The organism is Hymenobacter negativus (assembly GCF_016056375.1).
In the GTDB taxonomy this organism is placed as follows: Bacteria; Bacteroidota; Bacteroidia; order Cytophagales; family Hymenobacteraceae; genus Hymenobacter; species Hymenobacter negativus_A.
In genome coordinates this window covers 207,056-226,723 of sequence record NZ_JAEDAE010000004.1, presented here as the reverse complement: position 1 = coordinate 226,723, position 19,668 = coordinate 207,056, and the positions used below count along the sequence as shown (strand labels likewise).

Here is a 19,668-nt window from a genome sequence, read left to right as displayed (position 1 = left end):
CCAGCCGCTCCTATATCTGCCTGACTCCTCATGAAGCAAGACATTTCTTTTGACCCCGTAGAAGGTGTTTCGGTGGCCATAGTGCCCGCCGAGGACAATGCCCTCACGCCCGAAGGTCTACCCATCTGGCAAGTCTACCTGCTCAATCACAATGCCTTTCCCCTGGAAAACGTCATTGTCAACGCCAACGGCTACAGCCAGCCCGAGGACGGTGAGAAAGTACGAACTTCCACACTGCGCTACCTCTTCGAAGTGGTGCCGCCTCACTCCGCCATGCCCGTTGAGCCGCTCGATTCGGCCCTGCTGCACCTCAACAATCAATACTGGGTGAGCTACTACCACGGCCCCAAAATCTTCGACAAGAAATTCATCTTCGTGCCCGATTCCATCGTGCCCGACAACTTCACCCACATTTCCCTGCTCGACCGCGTGGGTGTGTTACACAGCTAAACGCGTGGCCCTGGCCGCCAACCAGGGCTTCTCTCCGTTCTCTTACTGTATTATCATATGAGTCATTTCGATATTCCACTAGGGCTGTCCTGGATGTGGGCGCTGTTGGTGTCCCTGTTCGCGGTGCCGTCCATCATCTACATCGCCCACCTCAAAAACATGCTCGATACGCCCAATGGGCGCACCGTGCACCAGTCGCTCACACCACGCCTGGGCGGGGTGGCCGTGTTCGCAGGCTTTATGTCGGCCCTCACCATATTCGCGCCCCTCGAAAACGGCGTGAAGGAACTGCTGGCCGGCTGCATCATCCTGTTTTTCGTGGGTCTCAAAGATGACCTGGTGGGCATGTCCGTCTCCAAAAAATTCGTGGGCCAGCTCCTGGCCACCGGCATTGTGATGATAATGGCCGATGTGCGCCTCACCAGTTTCCAGGGCATCCTCGGCATCGGCACGCTGCCCGTGGGCATCAGCTATGCCTTCACCTTCTTCGTGATTGTGGGCGTCACCAACGCCATCAACCTCATCGACGGCCTCGATGGCTTGGCTGGCACTATCGTGCTGATTATCTGTAGCACATTCGGCTATTATTTCTACCAATACGGTGGCGCCAGCTACAGCAACTATGCCTACGTGGCCGTTTGCCTCATTGGCGGCCTGCTGGGTTTCCTACGCTACAATTTTCACCGCGCGCCCATTTTCATGGGCGACACCGGTTCACTCGTCTGCGGCTTCATTGTGTCGGTGTTGGCCATCCAATTCATCGAAATGGGCCTGCGAGTCGGCCAGCCGTTCGGCTCCTCTTCGCCGTCGGTGGCCGTGGGCATCCTGTTCGTGCCGCTGTTTGATACGCTGCGCGTGTTCTCGCTGCGCATGGCCGCCGGCAAGTCGCCCTTCTCACCCGACAAAAACCACATTCACCACCGCATCCTGGCCATGGGCTTCCAGCAAATCAGCACTGTGCTGCTACTCGGCTTGCTCAATATTCTGGTCACGCTCTCCGTTATCCAGTTTGCCTACCTCGGCAACACGGTGCTTATCAGTGCTCTGGCCATTTTCTCCGCCCTGCTGAGCATTTTCTTCGGAGTGTACCAAAGCCGCATTTCCCGCCGCCAGTTGCTGGCTGCCGAAAGTAATAATTAGCAATTCGCCATAAATGAACGCCCCGGGCTTGTGGCGCATGAGGTGGCTGCTGGCCATCGGTCTATGGCTGGCTTTTGCAGCCAGTCCGAGCTCCGTGCGCGCCAGCGAGTATCGCCAGCTACCCCCGGCTTCCCCCACGTCCCTTTCTAGCGACTGGCTCATCCACGATGCCGGCCGCAACCGCCTCATTTTCTATCTGCCCGGCTACCACCAGCCGGCTCATGCCTATTATCAGTGGGTGCGCGTCAGCCACACGCAGTCCTTCCCGCTGTCTTTTGCCGCTCAGCGCGGTCTTAGCCTATTTGTTGACAATCAGTTGATTTTTACGGCCCGCACAGCTGGCAACTATTCGCTCGACCTGGGCCGGCTGCTGCCTCCCAATCTCCCTTCTGGCAAACATCTGCTCGCCGTATGGCAGCCGGATGGCTATCCTGCTCTGGCCTCATTCTCGGGCATGAGCACTACCCCCATCGGGGCCAGCCAGTCCGCCAAAGCCAGCACCGGCCAGGCCCAGCCCCGCTTGCCCGGCCCCCAGGGCCAGAACGTTTATTTGGGTTTTCTTCTCGTGCTGGGCCTGTCTTACGGGGCCGTGCGCACCACCTACCAGCCCGGTATGGCGCGCATCTTTCAGCTCGATGAGTTATTCGGCCGCAACAGCGACCAGCAGGCCTTCCTGACCAAGCCCGCCTTTTCGTTGCTCAACCTGTTACTGGTCCTGCTCTTTGCCTTGTCGTTTGCGCTGCTCCTCACCGCCATCCACACCGACCTGCAAAACCTGCCCTTGCTCCGCCGCTTCTTCGACGTGCCCGAAACCGCCATCGTCGCCCGGGTGCTGCTATACACGGCCGTTATTACCTCCTTTGTTTTTGGCAAGTACCTCTATGTCAAAATAATGGGATACATTTTTGGCTTGGAGCCATTGGCCGACATTCAGTACCGCGAATTTCTGCGCACCACCTTGTTGGCCGGGCTATTTCTGCCGTTGGTGCTGTTACTCTACCTCAGCCTCAACGGCAACTGGCCCCACACTGTGGCTTGGGCGGCCAGCGCTGCTATTGGCGTTTTGCTGGTCGGCGCAGTACTGCGGGTAGCGCGCACTTTGCACCACTACGCCTCCCTCCTGAATCTACATTTGTTTGCTTATCTTTGTGCTACTGAAGTACTGCCTTTACTGGTTTTACTTAAACTTATTGTTTTTACGTATTGATTGTCTTCACTCGGCAGTTTCGTTCAGCTCCTTTCGTCTCTCTTATTGTCCTAAGCATTACCCTTTCCTACCTGTATGGCCGATAGTGCAGATAAGCCGGGCACAGGCCGGCATGCCAAGCGCATAAGCAGCATTCTGGTTACCCAGCCCAAGCCCACCACCGACGTTTCCCCCTACTTTTCCATTGCCGAGAAATACGGTATTAAAGTAGATTTTCGGGAGTTTATTGATGTGCAGCCCGTGTCCTACAAGGATTTTCGGAAGGACAAAATCAATATTCTGGAATACACAGCCGTAATCTTTACGAGCCGAAATGCTGTCGACCACTTCTTCCGGATTTGTCAGGAAGCCAAGCTGGAAATGCCGGCAGAAATGAAATATTTCTGTATTTCCGAGCAGACGGCTAATTACCTTCAGAAGTACATTGTTCTGCGCAAGCGCAAGCTGTTCGTGGGCGAGCGCACGGCCGCCGATTTGTTCGACGTCATCAAAAAGCATAAAGGCGAGAAATTCCTGTACCCCTGCTCCGACATCCGCAAGGATGACCTGCCGGTGTTCATGCGGGCCAACAACCTCAAGTTTTCCGAGGCCGTCATTTACCGTACTGTGGCCAGCGACCTATCCGACCTCTCGGACGTGAAATACGACTGCATTGCGTTCTTTAGCCCTTCTGGCATCAGTTCGCTCTTCATCAACTTCCCCGATTTTGTGCAGGATGGCACCCGCATTGCCGCCTTTGGCCCCACTACGGCCAAAGCTGTCATCGACGCCGGCCTTATCCTCGACATCGAAGCGCCCCACCCCAACGCGCCTTCCATGACCGGTGCCATCGAAGCCTACATTCGGCGGCACGCCCAAACCGATGTCGGAAAGCCGAATGCCAAAAACGCTTAGCCCAACGTAGCGTTTTCGTAAGCAACTGAGAACCGGCGCAACCCACCATTGCGCCGGTTTTTTTTGCCCGAGTTTTTTAGAGCCGGTTTTTCCCTTACATTTGGAAGCTGTTCTTCTACACTGTGCCCACCCCCGCACTTTTTCGCACACCCACCTCCCTCTTCTCTCACCATCACCACCCCGCCTTATGAAAGGAACGTTACTCGTTACTCTGCTGCTCACGGCTGCGGCTGGCTCGGCGCTTGCCCAACAGCAGCCCCAGTTCACGCATTACGGCTTGAATGGCATGTATCTAAACCCGGCTTATGCCGGTATTAAAGGTCAAGGAGAGGTAAACCTCATCGGCCGCTACCAGTACTACAACTACAACGGTACTTTCGACGGCAACAACGGTTCGCCGCGGACGGGCATGATTACCGTTTCGCTGCCCATCCTGGCGCTCAACGGCGGCGTTGGCCTGTCCGTGTACTACGACCAGGTCGGCCAGTCGAAAATGACTAATACCGCGCTTTCCTACTCGCAGCACGTCAAGCTGGGTTCAGGCAAGTTGGGCTTTGGCATTCAGGGTATCTATACCTACCTGAGCAAGGGTACCTATATCGCCATTGACGCGAACGACGTGAACGTACCCAGCGGTGCTTCCGACAGCAAGTTCGATGCCGGTGCGGGCGTTTGGTATGAGTCGCCAAAGTTCTACGCCGGTCTCAGTGTCAACAACCTGCTGCGTTCGGAGTACTCCTTCAAAAGCGCTGGCACTGCTGGCACCCCCAGCAAATACATCGCGGAAAATCACGCCTATTTCACGGCCGGATACAATATCGAAGCCTCGTCTTCCGTTGTAGTGACTCCGATGGTGCTCGCGAAAGCAGTATTGCCGGGCGATTTCTCCAGCTCAAGCAAATTCAACAACTCTAAGAACTACTCTTTCGAAGGTGGCGTTCGTGCCACCATTGATGACAAGTACTGGATTGGCGCTAACTATCGCACCGAGGAATCCGTTTCAGGACTTCTTGGCTTAAGCTTTGCAAAGGATAACGCGGTGCGTCTGGGCTATGCGTTCGACTTCATTGCCTTCAATCAGGATGCCCGCGCCTTCAGCTCGCACGAAATTATGCTCTCCTACCGCTTGCCCAAAGCGACGATTAATACCCGGCCAGCCATTCGCACGCCTCGTTATAGCTTCTAATTCTCCTATTTTCTTATCTTGTACTCAGGATGAGCATTGTCCTATTCAGTTAGGATAAAATTTAGTCGGCCTCGCAAGGAATAAAACGGATTAACCGAGTTATTTACGCTATTCAGCGTGTTTACCCTCAATTTGGTCGCCTTTTGCGAAAGGCAGGTATTGCACCGCGACCTAAAAAAGTGTAGATTTGCCAGCCCATCCAAATGTACTTTAGCGGTATCGGCAATTAAAACAGAATTTCTAACTCTCATGAACAAGCTTCTAGCACTATCCCTTTTCGCTATTTCCGGGGCATTATTAGGCGGGTGTGGATTTGGCAAAGGCCCTACGGGGGACCTCGTTGGTTCCGAAGACCGTCCGTTCTTTAATCCTCAGGAAGTGCCATTTGGAATGGTACCCTGCCCAGGAGGCACGTTTCACATGGGCCAGACCGACCAGGACATTTCCGCGTCGATGGTGAACATGAACAAGCAGGTAACCATCGCCGGCTTCTACATGGACGAAACGGAGATTACCAACAACGAATACCGCCAGTTTGTCGATGCTATCAAGCAGGACTCGCTGGATGTGCTGGGCGAAGAGTATGTGATGACCGAACTCTACCCCGACACTACGGTGTGGGTACGTGATTTCACTTACCACATGGGCGACCCGCTGCTGGAGTACTACTACACGCACCCCGCTTTCGATGACTACCCGGTGGTCGGCGTCGATTGGTTTGCTGCAAAGTATTTCTGCAACTGGCGCACCAAGTTCCGCAACGCCGCCCGCGAAGAAACGGGTTCGGCTGCTGACCCAAACTTCCGTTTGCCCTCCGAGGCTGAGTGGGAATATGCTGCTCGCGGTGGTCGTGACCTAGCTACGTATCCTTGGGGTGGTCCGTACCTGCGCAACAGCAAGGGCTGCATGCTGGCTAACTTCAAGCCCGGCCGTGGTGACTACGCTTCCGACGGTTTTGCTTACACTTCAGAAGTGGGTTCGTTCTTCCCCAACGATTTTGGCCTGTATGACATGGCCGGCAACGTCTCGGAGTGGTGTGACGATGCCTATATGGAGGCTTCGGTACCCGTTGTTTGGGACTTGAACCCGACCAACCCTGACGACAATGAGCCCCGCAAAGTAGTGCGTGGCGGTTCGTGGAAAGACATTGCGTACTTCCTCGAAACCGGTACCCGCAATTTCGAATACCAAGATTCGGCTCGTTCCTACATCGGCTTCCGTTGCTCGATGATTCAAATCGGCATGGGCACGAACAGCTCTCTCAACTAAGATTTCAAACGGCTGACGCCACCTTTTAACCACCCTCCCCACACCTTCTTCAACCTCTTTCGTTAATCCTCATGGCAGCTAAAAGTTTTCTCTATGATTCGCTGATGCCCAAAATCTATGGCATCGGTGCAGCCGTTGTAATTGTTGGTGCATTGTTCAAAATCGAACACTGGCAGGGTGCCGACATCATGCTGATTGTGGGTCTGGGAACGGAAGCCGTTATCTTCTTCCTCAGCGCATTCCAGCCCCAGGCGCATGAGCCCGATTGGGGTCTGGTGTACCCGGAGTTGAACGACGGCTATGACCCCTCGACCAGCAGCCGCCAGGTAGGTGGTGCCAATGATGCCAAAGGCCTGACGATGAAACTGGACGACATGCTGAAAAATGCTAACGTAACCCCTGAGGCTCTCAGCAGCCTGGGCCAGGGCCTGAACCGCCTCAGCACCACTACTTCGCAGATGTCGCAACTGGGCGAGGCTGCCAACGTGACCGACGAATACACTAAGAAAGTACGTTCGGCTGCCGATTCGCTTGACAAAATCAACGTGGCTTACGGTAACACGGTAGAAGCTATTTCGGCCATGTCGAATGCTACTTCGGATGCCAAAGAGTACCACATGCAGGTACAGAACGTGACCAAGAACCTGGGCGCGCTGAACGCAGTGTACGAAATGGAATTGCAGGATGCCAACACGCACCTGAAGTCCATGAACCAGTTCTACGGTACGCTGAGCAAGGCTATGGACAACATGACCCAGGCTGGCAAAGACACCGAGCAATTCCAGAAGCAAGTATCTGACCTGACGGGCAACCTGACTTCGTTGAACCGGGTGTACGGCAACATGCTGAACGCCATGCGTGCCCCGGCCCAGGCCTAAGCACCAACTCAGCGCATCAGTATAGTTCTCATCCAATTTTAGCGGAAACAGATAATGGCAGGCGGAAAAGAAACCCCGCGGCAGAAGATGATTGGCATGATGTACCTCGTGCTAACCGCTCTTCTGGCGCTCCAAGTGAACTCAGCGATTCTGCTGAAGTTCAAGTTCATCGACGACAGCTTGATTGACGTCAATGGCAAAACGAACATGGCGGCTGATAATACGGTAAAAAATATTCAGGCTGCTGTGGATAAAAACCACAACATGGCCAGTGATGTAGCTGTGTTGAAGCAAAGCGAAGAAATCCGGGCAAAAACGAAGGCAATGATTGCCTACCTGCAGGACGTTCGGGACAAACTCATCGCCGGCACGGGCAACGTGAAGGGCTCGCCCGACTTTAAAGACCCGGATGCCAACAACAAAGTGATGCCCATCATGCTGGGCGGCAAAAAGAATGGTCTGGCTTACCCGCTGAAGGCCGAGCTGAACAACTACTCGACCTTCATCAAAACCTACGTGCCGAATGCGACCCCGTTGGCACTGGACGGCCGCGAAGACGCTCGTATTATTAACTCCAAGGAGCACACGACCATGGAGCAGAAAAACAAAGACTTCGCTGAGCTGAACTTTGAGAACACGCCGCTGGTAGCTGCTTTGGCAGTGCTGTCGCAAAAGGAAACCGCCGTGCTGAAGCTGGAAGCTGATGCGCTGTCGGAGCAGTCTAAGAAAGTCGGTGCCAAAATCGTTTCGTTCGACAAAATTGGTGCTTTTGCTAGCGCAGAGTCGAACACGGTGGCTGCTGGCACGAAATACAAAGCCGAACTTTTCCTGACTGCCTCGGCCACCGGCCTGCAGCAGAAAATGACGCTGAACGGCAGCCCGCTGACGGTGGGTCCTGATGGCCATGGTAAAGTGGAGTTCACGGCTCGTCCGGGTAACTTCGATGCTTCCGGTAATGCCAAGGCATCTTGGGAAGGCCGGATTCGATTCAACCAGAATGGCCGTGATACTACGTTCGTAGTGAAGGTGCCTTACACCATTACCAAGCCGGTGATGCAAATTCAGTCGGCTTCGGTGCAGGCACTGTACTTCAAGTGCGGCAACAAGCTGAACGTTTCGGTACCCGCTTTGGGTGCTCAGTACAAGCCTAGCTTCTCGGCTTCGGGTGCTTCGGCTATCCAGGGTGCGAAGGTTGGCGATGTAACGCTGATTCCGAACTCGAAAGAAGTTACCCTGAACGTCAGCAGCGGCGGCAATGCCATTGGTTCGCAGACTTTCCAGGTTCGTCCCATCCCCAAGCCTACCATTGAGTGCTGGGTGGGTGGCCGTCAAGCCAACGAGAAGCAGGGTACCCCCGGTACGGCTGTACGCTCGTTGACCCTGCGTGCTATTCCGGATGCGGGCTTCGCGACCTTCCTGCCCGATGACGCGAAGTTCCGTGTGTCGCGCTACGAGGTAACGCTGGTACGCGGCCGTCGTCCGGCTATGCAAACGAAAACCATCAGCGGCCCGCAGGCTGACCTGAGCGATGTGGTGAATGCCTACCGCGACGGTGACCGTTTGTATATTGAAGTAAAAGACGTGCAGCGTCAGACCTTCCAGGGCAACGTGGAGCCGGTGAGCGTTTCGAAACAGTTCAACATCCCGCTGCTATAATATTTACGCTGTAGTCACGTTAGCGAACTATCTTAAAATCAATTTGCTTTTGCCCGTTATGAAATCCATTCACACCTTGGCCGCCATTGCGGCGGGCCTGTCGCTTTCCCTGTCGGTTTCGGCCCAGGAGCAAGCTACTACGGCGAGCAGCACCGGCTCGCACCGGCCGATTCCGCCGTCGGACCAAATGTTCCGTAAGAGCATCTGGCGGCAGGTAGACCTGCGCGAGAAGCAGAACAAGCCTATGTTCTCCGAAGGCAAGGAAATCAGCCGGGTGATTCTGGAGGCCGTGAAGCGTGGTGAATTGCAGGCATACAAGAATGATTCGCTGACATCCACGTTTAACCCTCAGGAAATCTCGTCCAACATGTCATATGCCGATGAAGCGGTGAAGTTGAGCGACGAGGAAAAGGCGGCTGGTTTCAGCCAGTCTGACCTGGGTGGCGGCGGTGATGATTGGGGTGCTCCTAAAAAGAAAACCACTGGTGCTAAAACGGTTCGTCAGCCCAAGATTGGTGCTAACGGCAAGCCGATGAAGGATAAGAAAGGCAAAACCATTTATGAAACCGTAGCTGTGGCTCCGGTGGCCCCGCCTCCTCCTCCCGCCAACCTGTACCGTTACAAGGACCTGTATGAGATGGAGTTGAAGGAAGATATGATTTTCGACAAGAAACGGTCGCGGATGTATCACGACATTAAGTCCATCGGTCTTTTTGTTCCTTCGACGTTGCCTGCCAACACTTCGGGTATTGAGAAGCCGATTGGCTACTTCAAGTACAGCGACCTGGTGAAGGTGTTCCGCAACAATCCGCAGAATGCCATCTGGTTCAACGCCGAGAACGATGCGCAGCACAAAAACCTCGCTGATGCATTTGAACTGTGGTTGTTCAACTCCTACATCACCAAAGTGTCGAACGCCGGCGACAGCCGTCTGGATGACATCTACGGTGGTGCTCAGCAAGGCATTCTGGCTGCTCAGCAGACCGCTGCTGACTTGGTAGAATATGAGTACAACCTGTGGAGCTTCTAATCTCACTCAGTTAATCAAACAAAAAGGCCACCGCAGCAATGCGGTGGCCTTTTTGTTTGATACTTGCCTAAGCCGGGAGCTGCCGAGGGGGCATGGGGTGGACGGGGGCCTCGTTCTCGGCGAAGTAGGTTTGGAGGATTTTGGCTTTGGCTTTGCCTACTTCGGCGATTAGCTCGGACTCGCTGAGTTCGCGGATTTTCTTGACAGACTTGAATTTATTGAGGAGCTTGTCGGCGGTGACGGGGCCGAGGCCTTTCACGTCGGTGAGCTCGGTTTTGAGGGTGCTGGCGTCGCGGCGGGAGCGGTGGAAGGTGATGCCGAAGCGGTGCACTTCGTCGCGCATGCGCTGGAAGAGGCGCAGGGACTCGCTACGTTTGTCGATGTAGATGGGGAGCGGGTCGTTGGGGACGTAGATTTCTTCGAGCCGCTTGGCGATGCCGATGACGGGAATCTGGCCCCAGAGGTTGAGGTCTTTCAGGGCCTTAACGGCCATGCCGAGCTGGCCTTTGCCGCCGTCGATGATGACAAGCTGGGGGAGGCTGGCGCCTTCATCGACGAGGCGGCGGTAGCGACGGGTAACAACTTCGTACATGGTATCGAAGTCGTTGGCGCCAACCACGGTTTTGACGTGGTAGTGGCGGTAGTCTTTCTTGCTGGGCTTGGCGTTGCGGAAGCAGACCATGGCCGAGACGGGGTTATCGCCCTGGAAGTTGGAATTGTCGAAGCATTCGATGTGCTTGGGTAGCTCGGTGAGGCGCAGGTCTTTTTTGATGGTTTCCATGATGCGCACCTCGTTCACGTCTTTGCTCTTCTCGTTCATGCTTTCCTTCTCCTTGCGGGCGTAGAGCACGTTTTTTATGGCTAGTTCGAGCAGCTTGCGCTTGTCGCCGATTTGGGGCACGGTGAGGGTGGTACCGGGCAGCGGGAGCGACACGGCCACGTTGGTGAGTATTTCCTTCGACTCGCTCTCAAATTCCTGGCGGAGCTGCATAATGAGCGGGGCGAGGATTTCGGCATCGTCCTCGTCGAGCTTTTTGGTGACTTCGAGGGACTGGGTGAGGATGATGCTACCGTTCATCACTTTTAAATAGGTGATAAAGCCCGATTTCTCGTTGCTGGCGATGGCGAATACGTCGATGTTGGTGAGCGTATCCGAAACGATGGTGGACTTAGCCTGGAAGGCTTCGAGCTTATCGAGCTTGACCTTGAAGGCGTGGGCCAGTTCGTATTGCATTTCCTGGGCAGCGGCACTCATGCGCTCGCGGAAATACTGTTTGGGGATGCGCAGGTCGCCGTTGAGGATGTTGCGGATTTGCTGGATGTAGGCGTTGTAGGTGGCTTCATCCTCCTTGGCGATGCAAGGAGCATTGCAGTTGCCGATTTGCAGTTCCAGACAGGGCTTGAACTTGCCGGCTTCAACGTTGGCAACGCTCAGATTGTAGTTGCAAGTGCGCAGGGGGTAGAGGGTGCGGATGAGCTCGAGCAGCACGTTGAGGGCGGTGCCGTTGGCGTAGGGGCCGTAGTAGCGGGAGCCGTCGTTAATCTTGTTGCGGGTGGGAATGAGGCGGGGGAACCGCTCGTTGGTGAGGCAGAGGAAGGGGTAGGTTTTGCCGTCCTTGAGCAGGATGTTGTACTTGGGCTGATGCTGCTTGATGAGGTTGTTTTCGAGTAGGAAGGCGTCGGATTCGCTATCGACAATGGTGAATTCCAGGCGCTTGATGTTGCGGACAAGCTGCTGGGTTTTCTTGTTGTGGTCCTGCTTGGTGAAGTAGCTGCTTACGCGTTTGCGCAGGTCGATGGCCTTGCCCACGTAGATGATGCCCTCGTCGTCGAAATACTTATACACGCCGGGCTTGTGGGGCAGGGCGTTGATTTGGGCTTGCAGTTCGGGTTTGGCGGCCATAGCGCAGAATAAAGCAGACAGATGTAACGAAGCCCCGACACAGAAAAGCCAGGAGTTTAGCGTACGGAAATAACAAAAAATGACCGGCAAAAGTCGCCGGTCATTTTTGAAAAAAGTAAGTTCAACAGGTCATGAGGACGTTTAAATGTCCTTGTCATCTAAATCCCCCGCGTCGGGTACCTGCATTTTCTGGTCGGCAGGGATGGTGTCGCGCTGGCCGCCGTAGTACTTCGAGCAGTCGATTTCGATGCTGAGCGGAGCGGCGGGGGCGGGGAAGGGGCCGGTATTAATGCCGATGCTTTTATCTTTATACACCTTCTGCATGAAGAGGCCGTAGAGTGGGAGTGCCTCGCGGGCGCCCTGGCCGTAGGTGCCGGTGCGGAAGTGGATGCTGCGGTCTTCGCCGCCCACCCACATGCCGCACACTAGGTCGGGGGTAATGCCCATAAACCAGGCGTCGGAGTAGTTGCTGGTGGTGCCGGTTTTGGCCCCGATTTCATAAGGAAACTTGAAGCCGGTGTGCAGGATGGTGCTGGTGCCGCCGGGCTCGGTGGTGCTGGCCTGCAGCATGTTGGTCATGATGAAGGCGGTTTCCTCGCTGAGCACTTCTTTGGTCTGGGGCACGAATTCGCGCAGCACGTTGCCGTTCTTGTCCTCGATGCGGGTGACCATGATGGGCTCGGTGTGCACGCCCTTGTTCACAAAGGTGGAATACACGCCGCACAGCTCATAAATGCTGCAATCAGAGGTGCCAAAGCCCATAGACGGCACGGCATCGACGGGGGACGTGATGCCGAGACGCTTGGCGTAGGTGGCAATGGTTTCGGGGCCGAGCTTCATCACCAGCCAAGCCGTGATGGAGTTCATGGAGCGGGCCAGGGCCTGCCGCAACGTGAAGGTGCGGCCCGAAAAGCCGCCCTCGAAGTTGTGGGGCGTGTAGGCCGCGCGGCCGGCCACGGCGGGGAAGGTGGTGGCCACGTCGGGGCGCGGGTAACAGGGCGAGTAGCCTTGGTCAATGGCGGCGGCGTACACGATGGGCTTGAACGTGGAGCCGGGCTGGCGCTTTCCCTGGCGCACGTGGTCGAACTTGAAGAACTTGTAGTTGGGGCCGCCCACCCAGGCCTTCACCTGACCGTTTAGCGGGTTCATGGCCATGAAGCCGGCCTGGAGGTAGCGCTTGTAGTACTCCAGCGAGTCGTAGGGCGACATGAGCATCTCCTTCTCGCCCTGCCAAGTAAATACCGGCATCTTGTATTTCTTGTGCAGGTAATAGTTCACCGAGTCACGGTTGCCGTCGTACTGAGCCATGAGCGACTTGTAGCGCTGGGTACGGCGCATGGAATTCACCAGGAAATTGGGGATGACCTTGCCGTTTTCATCGCGCCAGGGCAGCTGGCCCTTCCAGTGAGCCGAAAACCATTTCTGCTGCAAGGTCATGTGCTCAGCCATCGACTTCTCGGCGTAAGCCTGCATGCGTGAGTCGATGGTGGTGTAGATTTTCAGACCGTCGGCGTACAGGTCGTGGTCGGTTTCCTTAGCCCAGCTCAGCAAGGATTTCACCACCTCGGCTCGGAAATAGGGGGCCAGGCCCTTGCTGGGGTTCTCCACGGAGTAGTGCAGCACGATGCGCTTGGCGGTATCCTGGGCCAACTCGGCATCGGTGATGTAGTTGGATTTGGCCATCTGGCGCAGCACCCAGTTGCGGCGCTTGCGCGAGCGGTCGGGGTGCAGCACGGGGCTGAAGCGGCCCGGCGCGTTCACGATGCCTACTAAGGTGGCGGCTTCGGGCGTGCTCAGGTTTTTAGGGGCTTTGTTGAAGAATGTCTTGGCGGCCGTGTTGATGCCGAAGGCGTTGGAACCGTACTCCACGGTATTGAAGTACATGCGGATGATTTCGCGCTTTGTGTAGTTGCGCTCGAGCCGAATAGCCAGAATCCATTCCTTGGTCTTCGTGATGAGCAGGCCCAGCTTGCCGGTGCCGTTGAGGGTACCATCGTTCAGGTCGCCGCGGGTGCGGAACAGCACTTTGGCCACCTGCTGGGTGAGCGTGGAGCCGCCCCCGTTGTGCGAGAACGTAAGCACGCCCGTCACGGCCCGCATCACGCTCTTGGCGTCGATGCCCGAGTGCTGCTCGAAGCGCACGTCCTCGGTGGCGATAAGGGCGTCAATCAGGTTCTGGGGCAGGTCCTTGAAATCGACGGGCGTACGGTTTTCGCGAAAATATTTGCCTAGTAGTACCCCATCGGCCGAATAAATCTCCGAAGCCAGTTCCGAGCGCGGGTTTTCGAGGCTTTTGAGGTTGGGCATCCGCCCGAACAGGTTCAGGAAGTTGCCGCTCACGGCCAGCACAAATAGGCCCAGGCCCACCACGCCCACGCCGAACAGCAGCCACATGGTGCGCACAAACGCCGTGAATCGGCCGACCCGGGCCGGTTTAAGCGGTTGGGGCTTGGGACGACGGGCGGGGGAGGAGGTGGGCATAGGAATCAAAAACGGAATTATTCAGCAAAAATAAAGCCTCCGGCCGCGCCGGAGGCTTTGAAATACTATTCAGGTCAGCAACCGGTTACTTGTAAACACGCTGATAGAAGGTCAAATACCCCGCCAAATCGCCGCTGCTCTGGAGTAAGGCCAGGTTTTCGGGGGTTATGACGAGCGTTTGGTAACCGGCCCCGCGTAGCTTTGCCAGCGGCGACTGCGGCCCGCGCAGCTTGGTAGCGTAGCTCTGGGCCACTTTGGCCCACGGCAGCGTTTTCACCACAACCAGCTCCTGGTCAGTTCCCAGCGGTACCGATTCCACCGTCAGGTTATTCGCCTTGAAGAAACGGGTGTTATACGTAGTCAGCTGTGCTGCCAAGCCCGCGATAGCAGGCGAGTCTTTCGGAAACGCCAGCACTACAAGGTGCGGGCTGTTCAGCTGTGTGGTATAAGCAGTAGTCGGGGCCGAAGAGGCCGTGCTGGCGCCAGCCATGGGGGCAGGAGCCGGCGCAGAAGTTGTCGGGGTGGGGTTGGCTGGTGCAGGAGGCGTAGTGCCGGGGGCGGCACCCGTTGCTGCTGCAGTTTTGGCAGCGGCTGCTTTTGCTGCGGCCTCATCGGCCAACTGTTTGCGCGTGGGGCGGCCTTTGCGAACAGGAGCCGTCGTTGCGGGTATTGTTGCACCCGGTGCCCCGTTCGGTGCAGCGGCAGCAGTCGGTAGGGGCGCTGGTGCAGATACGGTAGTAGTCGGGCTGCTACCTGGAGTAGCTGTTGGCAAAGCGCCCGTAGCAGAAGTTGCTGCTGCGGAGGTTGCCGCTTTTTTCGCTGCCGCTTCGTCGGCCAATTGTTTGCGGGTAGGCCGACCTTTCCGAACCGGAGCGGCAGCTACTGGTACCGAGCCCGGCGTGAGCGCGGGGGACGCGTTTTTGCCTGGAGTAGTAGTTAAAGCTTCGCCTGCAGCAGTAGTGGACAAACCCACCGCGTTGGCCGAATTCTCCGTTTCCGGCTTGGCTTCAACAGGAGCCGAGGACTTGGAGCGAGGCCGCATCGCATCCGGCGTCGGCGCTGTAGACGCTGGCGTTACGAGAGGCGTTGCCGGCATGCTTGTCGGGCCCAAGGCTTTGGCCGGACTGTCGCCCTCCCGATACACAATGCGCATGCGGTTGTCAATTTCACCCGGGCGAAAAATGGAGACCACGGGCTTTTCGGTCGAAGCCAGCGCGCCGGCAATCTGGCCATCGTCCTTCTTCTGATAAGTCGCGGCCAGTGCCTGGGCCTGGGGCACTAGCGGGCTTTCCGGGTAGTCCTTGTAAAACTTTTCCACCGAGGAGCGAGCCGTGAGCGGTGGCTGCGTCCGAATTACGAGCAGCGTTTTCAGGTAGGCCACCCGGTCGCTGAGGTCGCTCTTGGGGTACTGCTGCTCGGTGCGCGTCAGTACTGCGGTGGCCTTACGGAATTCCTGGTTTTTGTAGTAGGTGAAAGCCGAATCGACGCGGCTGGCTACGGCGTTGTGCAGCGCCAGCTGGTGCTCGCGGTACAGTGGGTCGGCAATCAGCTTAGCGTAGAGCGACTGCGGAAATTCGCGTTGCAGCGCCGCCGCGTACTGCGCGGTTTTGGCCGCGTCGTTCAGGTCCTTGTAGTACAGGTACAGCAGATAGTAGGCATCGGGCGCGTGTTCGCCGCGCGCGTAGCGAGTCACCTGCTTTTCGTAAGTCTCGAAGCCCTTTTCGCGCTCCTTCAGCTGCTCTTTGTAGATGCCGCCCAACTCATACAGCGCGCCCTCCACCTGCTTGTCGGAAGCAGCCAATTGAGCCGGCGTTGTGGGAATATCTTTGCGGTACTGCGCTACCAAGGCATCTTTGGCTGCATTGGGGTTGGCAGCAGCGGCTGTGGCCGCCGAGTCGGGCCGGCCGCCATTCACCCGCGTATTGTCGTTGCCGGTCATCGACAACGGCACCCCCCCATTGGTCGTCGCATTGGGTGAGCTGCTGGTCTGCCGGCTGGTGCGCCAATTGTCCTGCAACTGCCGGTCGCCCCATTTCCGGATAAAGTCGGCGCGTGCTGTGCCCAGCGTCGCCGGGTTGTCAAAATACCACTGAGCCCCCACCGCCACCGCCGTAGGGTCAAAGGCCATCGGGTCGGGACTGTTGGCCCCCCCCGGCAGGTTGCTGCCCAGGCCGCTGCTGCTGGAGGTGGTACGGCTGGCAAACTCGGCTGCTGCTGCCTGCTTCTTTTGCTGCGCAGCCAGCCGGTCGGCAGCAGCTTTTTTGGCTGCTAATTCAGCTTCGGCGTAGGTGTTGAGTTGCTGGCTTAGCGCATCGGGTGCCAGTTTGGCCAGCGCCTGCAGGCTGTCCTGCGTTTCGATGATGGTGTATTGCTTGGCAAAGTCCTTCAGAATGCCGCTACGCTCCTTAATGGCAGCATAGGTTTTGGCCTCCTTGTTCAGGTTCTGCACCGTGCTGTCGTAGTAAGCCGCCGCGAGGCGGTACTTCTGCAGGTTCTCGTAGTAGATGCGGCCGGCCAGCAGGTAGGTATAGCTTTTCTGGAGGCGGTTGGTGGTCGTGGCTTTGACGGACTGCCGCAGCAGCTTCAGCGCCTCGGGGTAGTTCTTTTCGCGATAGTTCAGCCGCGCCATCTCGTAGTAGATTTTGTCGCGGTAGTCCTTGTTCTTCGGGTCTTTCAGCAGGTCGGCGAAGTTCTTATTGAGCTTCACGCGGTCGGCCGGGCTCAGGTCCGATACCTGCGGCAGCATTAGCTTGGCCTGAAAGTCCAGCTCATACGGCGGGTTGCGGGCAATAATCTGCTCCAGTTGCTCGTAGGCCTTCTTGTTCTCGCCTGCATCCTGGTACAGCTGCGCCAGAATGTAGCGCGTACGCGACCGCTCGTTCTTGAACTCTATTAACGGAATGGCCTTCTCCAGCTGCGGAATGGCCTTGGCCGGCTCCTCCGTGCGGATATAGTAGTCGGCCCGCGTCAGAAACAGCTGGCGCGCATCCTGCGGCAGACCTTCTTCTTTGTCCAGCAAATCAGATACGGCCTTCGCGCTTTCCATCTCGCCCTGCGCCACAAACGTGCGCATCAGCCCAATCAGCGCTTCGTGCTTGGCATTGGCATCCTTGCTGGTCGAATTTACATACTTAAAGGTTTGTCCCGCGTCGTCAAACTGCATCTGATAAAACCGCGCCCAGCCCACCAGGATATAGGCATCATCCGTCCAGTCCGAGCCCGGCCGGTTCTGAATCGGCATCGACGCCTTCTTGATAATGTCGTTCAAATCGGCCCGGTTGGCCTTCACACTGGCGCTGTCCAGCGTGGGGAACAGCGGCAGCGTCTGGTTGTAATCGTTCACGCGGGCCGCGTACATCTTGTCCTCGGCCGCGTGCAATTTCTCGCGGGCCAGGAAATAGGCGTTGTCGCGGGCGGCCACGTTGTTGAAGGCGTGCGCCACCAGGTTTTTGTCCGATGCGCAGCCCGCCGCTCCCACTCCGAGCAGGAAGGTGAGCAGCGCAGCCCAGCGATATGTCAGCGAATAATGTGTCAAAATCAAAGCAAGGGAAAGGACGGTCCGGAGCAGCCGGAACGCCCAAAGCAGCCGGAAATGTTCGACGGCTCTGTCAGATAACGAAGCCGCACGGGTAAAATTACGTTTTTCCCCGGGCAAACGTAGCCCGGCCCGCGCCGTAACTTTGTCAACCGTCTTTTCCATCCCGCCCATGCCCACTCCCGCCGACCCCCAGCCCACGGGCAACAACCGCCTGCAGGCCGTCATGAAGTATTCCGGCCTGGCCTTTCAGATGCTGGCCATCATTGGGGGCTGCGCCTGGCTGGGCACCTGGCTCGACGGCCGTTTCCATACCCAACCCTGGCTTACCATTGGGTTGCTGCTGCTGGGCGTGTTCGCCGCCGTGTTCCAGGTTATTCGCAGCCTTACAAAAGAGTCGCTGTAAGGGCCGCAGGTTCTTTCCCGAGAGTTTATGCCCAAATTCCTGCGCCAGTTCCTTGTCTTCACCGCCGCGCTGGCCTTGCCCATCTACACGTTGCACCGCGTGTATGGAACGGCCGTGGTGCACCCGCGCACGGGGCTCATTTTTGTGGTGATGGCGGCGCTCACCTACTTCGCCTATAGCCTCACGGCGCGCCTCGTGGCGCGCGACCCGAACAGCCTCGCCATGGGTTATTTGATAGGAATGACGGCCCGTTTGCTGGTCTCATTGGGCCTCGTGACGTGGCTACTGGCGGGCGGAATTGCCAGGGAACCGCGGGGTGTTTGGACCTTCCTCGGTGCCTTCTTCATCCTGTACTTTTCGTGGGCTGGGTTTGAAATCTGGGCTACTTTGAGTAACTTGCGGCCGATTTCAGAAAAGCAAGTCACGCAATGATAATGCGTTAGCCTGAAATTTGCCATTAATTAACTTTGGATGAAGCGTTTACTGTCGATTCTTCTTTGTTTCGTTTCCCTCTCCGTTTTCGCTAATGAGCCCGCGGGTGAGGGCGCCAAGGCCGAAGGCTTCAATCCCGGCGAAATGATTTTGCACCACATCGGCGATTCGCACGAGTGGCATTGGCTGGCTACCGACAACGGCAACTTTACCACCTACCTGCCCATCATCGCCTACCGTCCCGGCAAAGGTTTGTCGGTGTTCTCTTCGAAGCATATTTCGAACGGTGAATCGGAAGGTCCCGCTAAAGAATACGACGGTCTGAAGCTCGACCACGAGAAGCTCGTGAGCACCGATGGCAGCAAAGTCTACGACTTCTCCATCACCAAAAACATTGCCGCCCTCATCGGCAGCGCCGTGTTGATGCTGGTCATCTTCACTGCTGTGGCTAGCGGCTACCGCAAGAACCACGGCCGCGCTCCCAAAGGCATTCAGTCGTTCTTTGAGCCCATCATCGTTTTCATCCGCGACGAAGTAGCCAAGAAAAACATCGGTCCTAAGTACGAGCGTTACATGCCGTACCTGCTCACGGTGTTCTTTTTCATCTGGTTCAACAACCTGCTGGGTCTCACGCCCGGTGCGGCCAACCTCAGCGGCAACATCGCCGTGACCATGGTGCTGGCTGTGCTGACACTCATTATCACGCTGGCTTCGAGCAACAAGTATTACTGGGCTCACATCTTCGCCACTCCCGGCGTGCCCAAGCCCCTGTTGCCCATCATGATTATCGTAGAGGTAATTGGCATCTTCACCAAGCCCTTCTCGCTCATGATTCGTCTGTTCGCCAACATCACGGCGGGCCACATCGTGGTGCTGAGCTTCATCAGCCTGGTGTTCATCTTTAAATCGTGGGCCGTAGCGCCGGTGACTTTGGCTTTCGGCTTGTTCATCAACGTGCTCGAATTGCTGGTGGCCCTGCTGCAGGCCTTCATCTTCACCCTGCTCACCTCGATGTACATCGGTGGCGCGGTGGAAGAACACCACGACGCCGACCTGCAAATCGGCTACAACGAGGACGGCACCGCTCCCCACGCCGCCCACTAATCTAACTTAACCGGACGGGCGCCCGCCGCCTGCCAACTGGCTGTTTCGGCCAGACCGTGGCAATCCCCCCCCCCCGCTGCGGGACTGACGAACTTTT

15 protein-coding genes are annotated in these 19,668 nt (G+C 56.8%); 12 read left to right on the top strand and 3 right to left on the bottom strand.

Annotation, left to right across the window (positions count from 1 at the left end; all coding sequences use genetic code 11):
* Positions 1-30: 30 nt before the first annotated feature.
* From I7X13_RS11570 to porN, 9 genes are all read left to right on the top strand, one after another.
* Positions 31-450, top strand: a complete 420-nt coding sequence (locus tag I7X13_RS11570; protein WP_198075609.1) for a hypothetical protein — start codon at positions 31-33, stop codon at positions 448-450.
* Positions 451-507: 57 nt separating this feature from the next.
* A complete protein-coding gene (locus I7X13_RS11565; protein WP_211532048.1) occupies positions 508-1,590 on the top strand; it encodes an MraY family glycosyltransferase in 1,083 nt (360 codons plus the stop codon).
* A 13-nt stretch (positions 1,591-1,603) separates the two neighbouring features.
* A complete protein-coding gene (locus I7X13_RS11560) occupies positions 1,604-2,797 on the top strand; it encodes a DUF4271 domain-containing protein (protein WP_198075608.1) in 1,194 nt (397 codons plus the stop codon).
* A gap of 75 nt (positions 2,798-2,872) precedes the next feature.
* Positions 2,873-3,691 (top strand): uroporphyrinogen-III synthase, encoded by an 819-nt coding sequence (locus I7X13_RS11555; protein ID WP_198069401.1) that lies wholly within the window; start codon positions 2,873-2,875, stop codon positions 3,689-3,691.
* Positions 3,692-3,878: 187 nt separating this feature from the next.
* Positions 3,879-4,877, top strand: coding sequence for a PorP/SprF family type IX secretion system membrane protein (locus tag I7X13_RS11550; RefSeq protein WP_198075607.1), 999 nt, complete (start codon positions 3,879-3,881; stop codon positions 4,875-4,877).
* A gap of 249 nt (positions 4,878-5,126) precedes the next feature.
* A complete protein-coding gene (gene porK / locus I7X13_RS11545; protein ID WP_198069399.1) occupies positions 5,127-6,146 on the top strand; it encodes a T9SS ring complex lipoprotein PorK/GldK in 1,020 nt (339 codons plus the stop codon).
* A 71-nt stretch (positions 6,147-6,217) separates the two neighbouring features.
* Positions 6,218-7,024, top strand: a complete 807-nt coding sequence (gene porL, locus I7X13_RS11540) for a type IX secretion system motor protein PorL/GldL (protein ID WP_211532046.1) — start codon at positions 6,218-6,220, stop codon at positions 7,022-7,024.
* Between the two features lie 54 nt (positions 7,025-7,078).
* Positions 7,079-8,680 carry a type IX secretion system motor protein PorM/GldM gene (porM, locus tag I7X13_RS11535; RefSeq protein ID WP_198069398.1) on the top strand — a complete coding sequence of 534 codons (1,602 nt, stop codon included), beginning with the start codon at positions 7,079-7,081 and terminating at the stop codon, positions 8,678-8,680.
* Positions 8,681-8,738: 58 nt separating this feature from the next.
* Positions 8,739-9,710 carry a type IX secretion system ring subunit PorN/GldN gene (porN, locus tag I7X13_RS11530; RefSeq protein ID WP_198069397.1) on the top strand — a complete coding sequence of 324 codons (972 nt, stop codon included), beginning with the start codon at positions 8,739-8,741 and terminating at the stop codon, positions 9,708-9,710.
* Positions 9,711-9,777: 67 nt separating this feature from the next.
* On the opposite strand, the gene uvrC is transcribed toward porN, so the two are convergent.
* From uvrC to porW, 3 genes are all read right to left on the bottom strand, one after another.
* A complete protein-coding gene (gene uvrC, locus I7X13_RS11525) occupies positions 9,778-11,613 on the bottom strand; it encodes an excinuclease ABC subunit UvrC (RefSeq protein WP_198075606.1) in 1,836 nt (611 codons plus the stop codon).
* Positions 11,614-11,754: 141 nt separating this feature from the next.
* Positions 11,755-14,094, bottom strand: a complete 2,340-nt coding sequence (locus tag I7X13_RS11520) for a penicillin-binding protein 1A (protein ID WP_317191564.1) — start codon at positions 14,092-14,094, stop codon at positions 11,755-11,757.
* Between the two features lie 85 nt (positions 14,095-14,179).
* Positions 14,180-17,629: a type IX secretion system periplasmic lipoprotein PorW/SprE gene (porW, locus tag I7X13_RS11515; RefSeq protein ID WP_198075605.1), complete on the bottom strand. Its 3,450-nt coding sequence runs from the start codon at positions 17,627-17,629 to the stop codon at positions 14,180-14,182.
* Between the two features lie 172 nt (positions 17,630-17,801).
* Between porW and I7X13_RS11510 the strand changes: the two genes are divergently transcribed.
* The 3 genes from I7X13_RS11510 (at position 17,802) to atpB (ending at position 19,571) form a co-directional block, all read left to right on the top strand.
* Complete coding sequence (locus I7X13_RS11510; protein ID WP_198075604.1) at positions 17,802-18,035, top strand: AtpZ/AtpI family protein; 234 nt, start codon at positions 17,802-17,804, stop codon at positions 18,033-18,035.
* Between the two features lie 27 nt (positions 18,036-18,062).
* The gene (locus tag I7X13_RS11505) at positions 18,063-18,467 is read left to right on the top strand and encodes a hypothetical protein (RefSeq protein ID WP_198075603.1); all 405 of its coding nucleotides are present in this window, start codon (positions 18,063-18,065) and stop codon (positions 18,465-18,467) included.
* 144 nt (positions 18,468-18,611) lie between these two features.
* Positions 18,612-19,571 (top strand): F0F1 ATP synthase subunit A, encoded by a 960-nt coding sequence (gene atpB, locus I7X13_RS11500; protein ID WP_317191563.1) that lies wholly within the window; start codon positions 18,612-18,614, stop codon positions 19,569-19,571.
* Positions 19,572-19,668 lie beyond the last annotated feature (97 nt).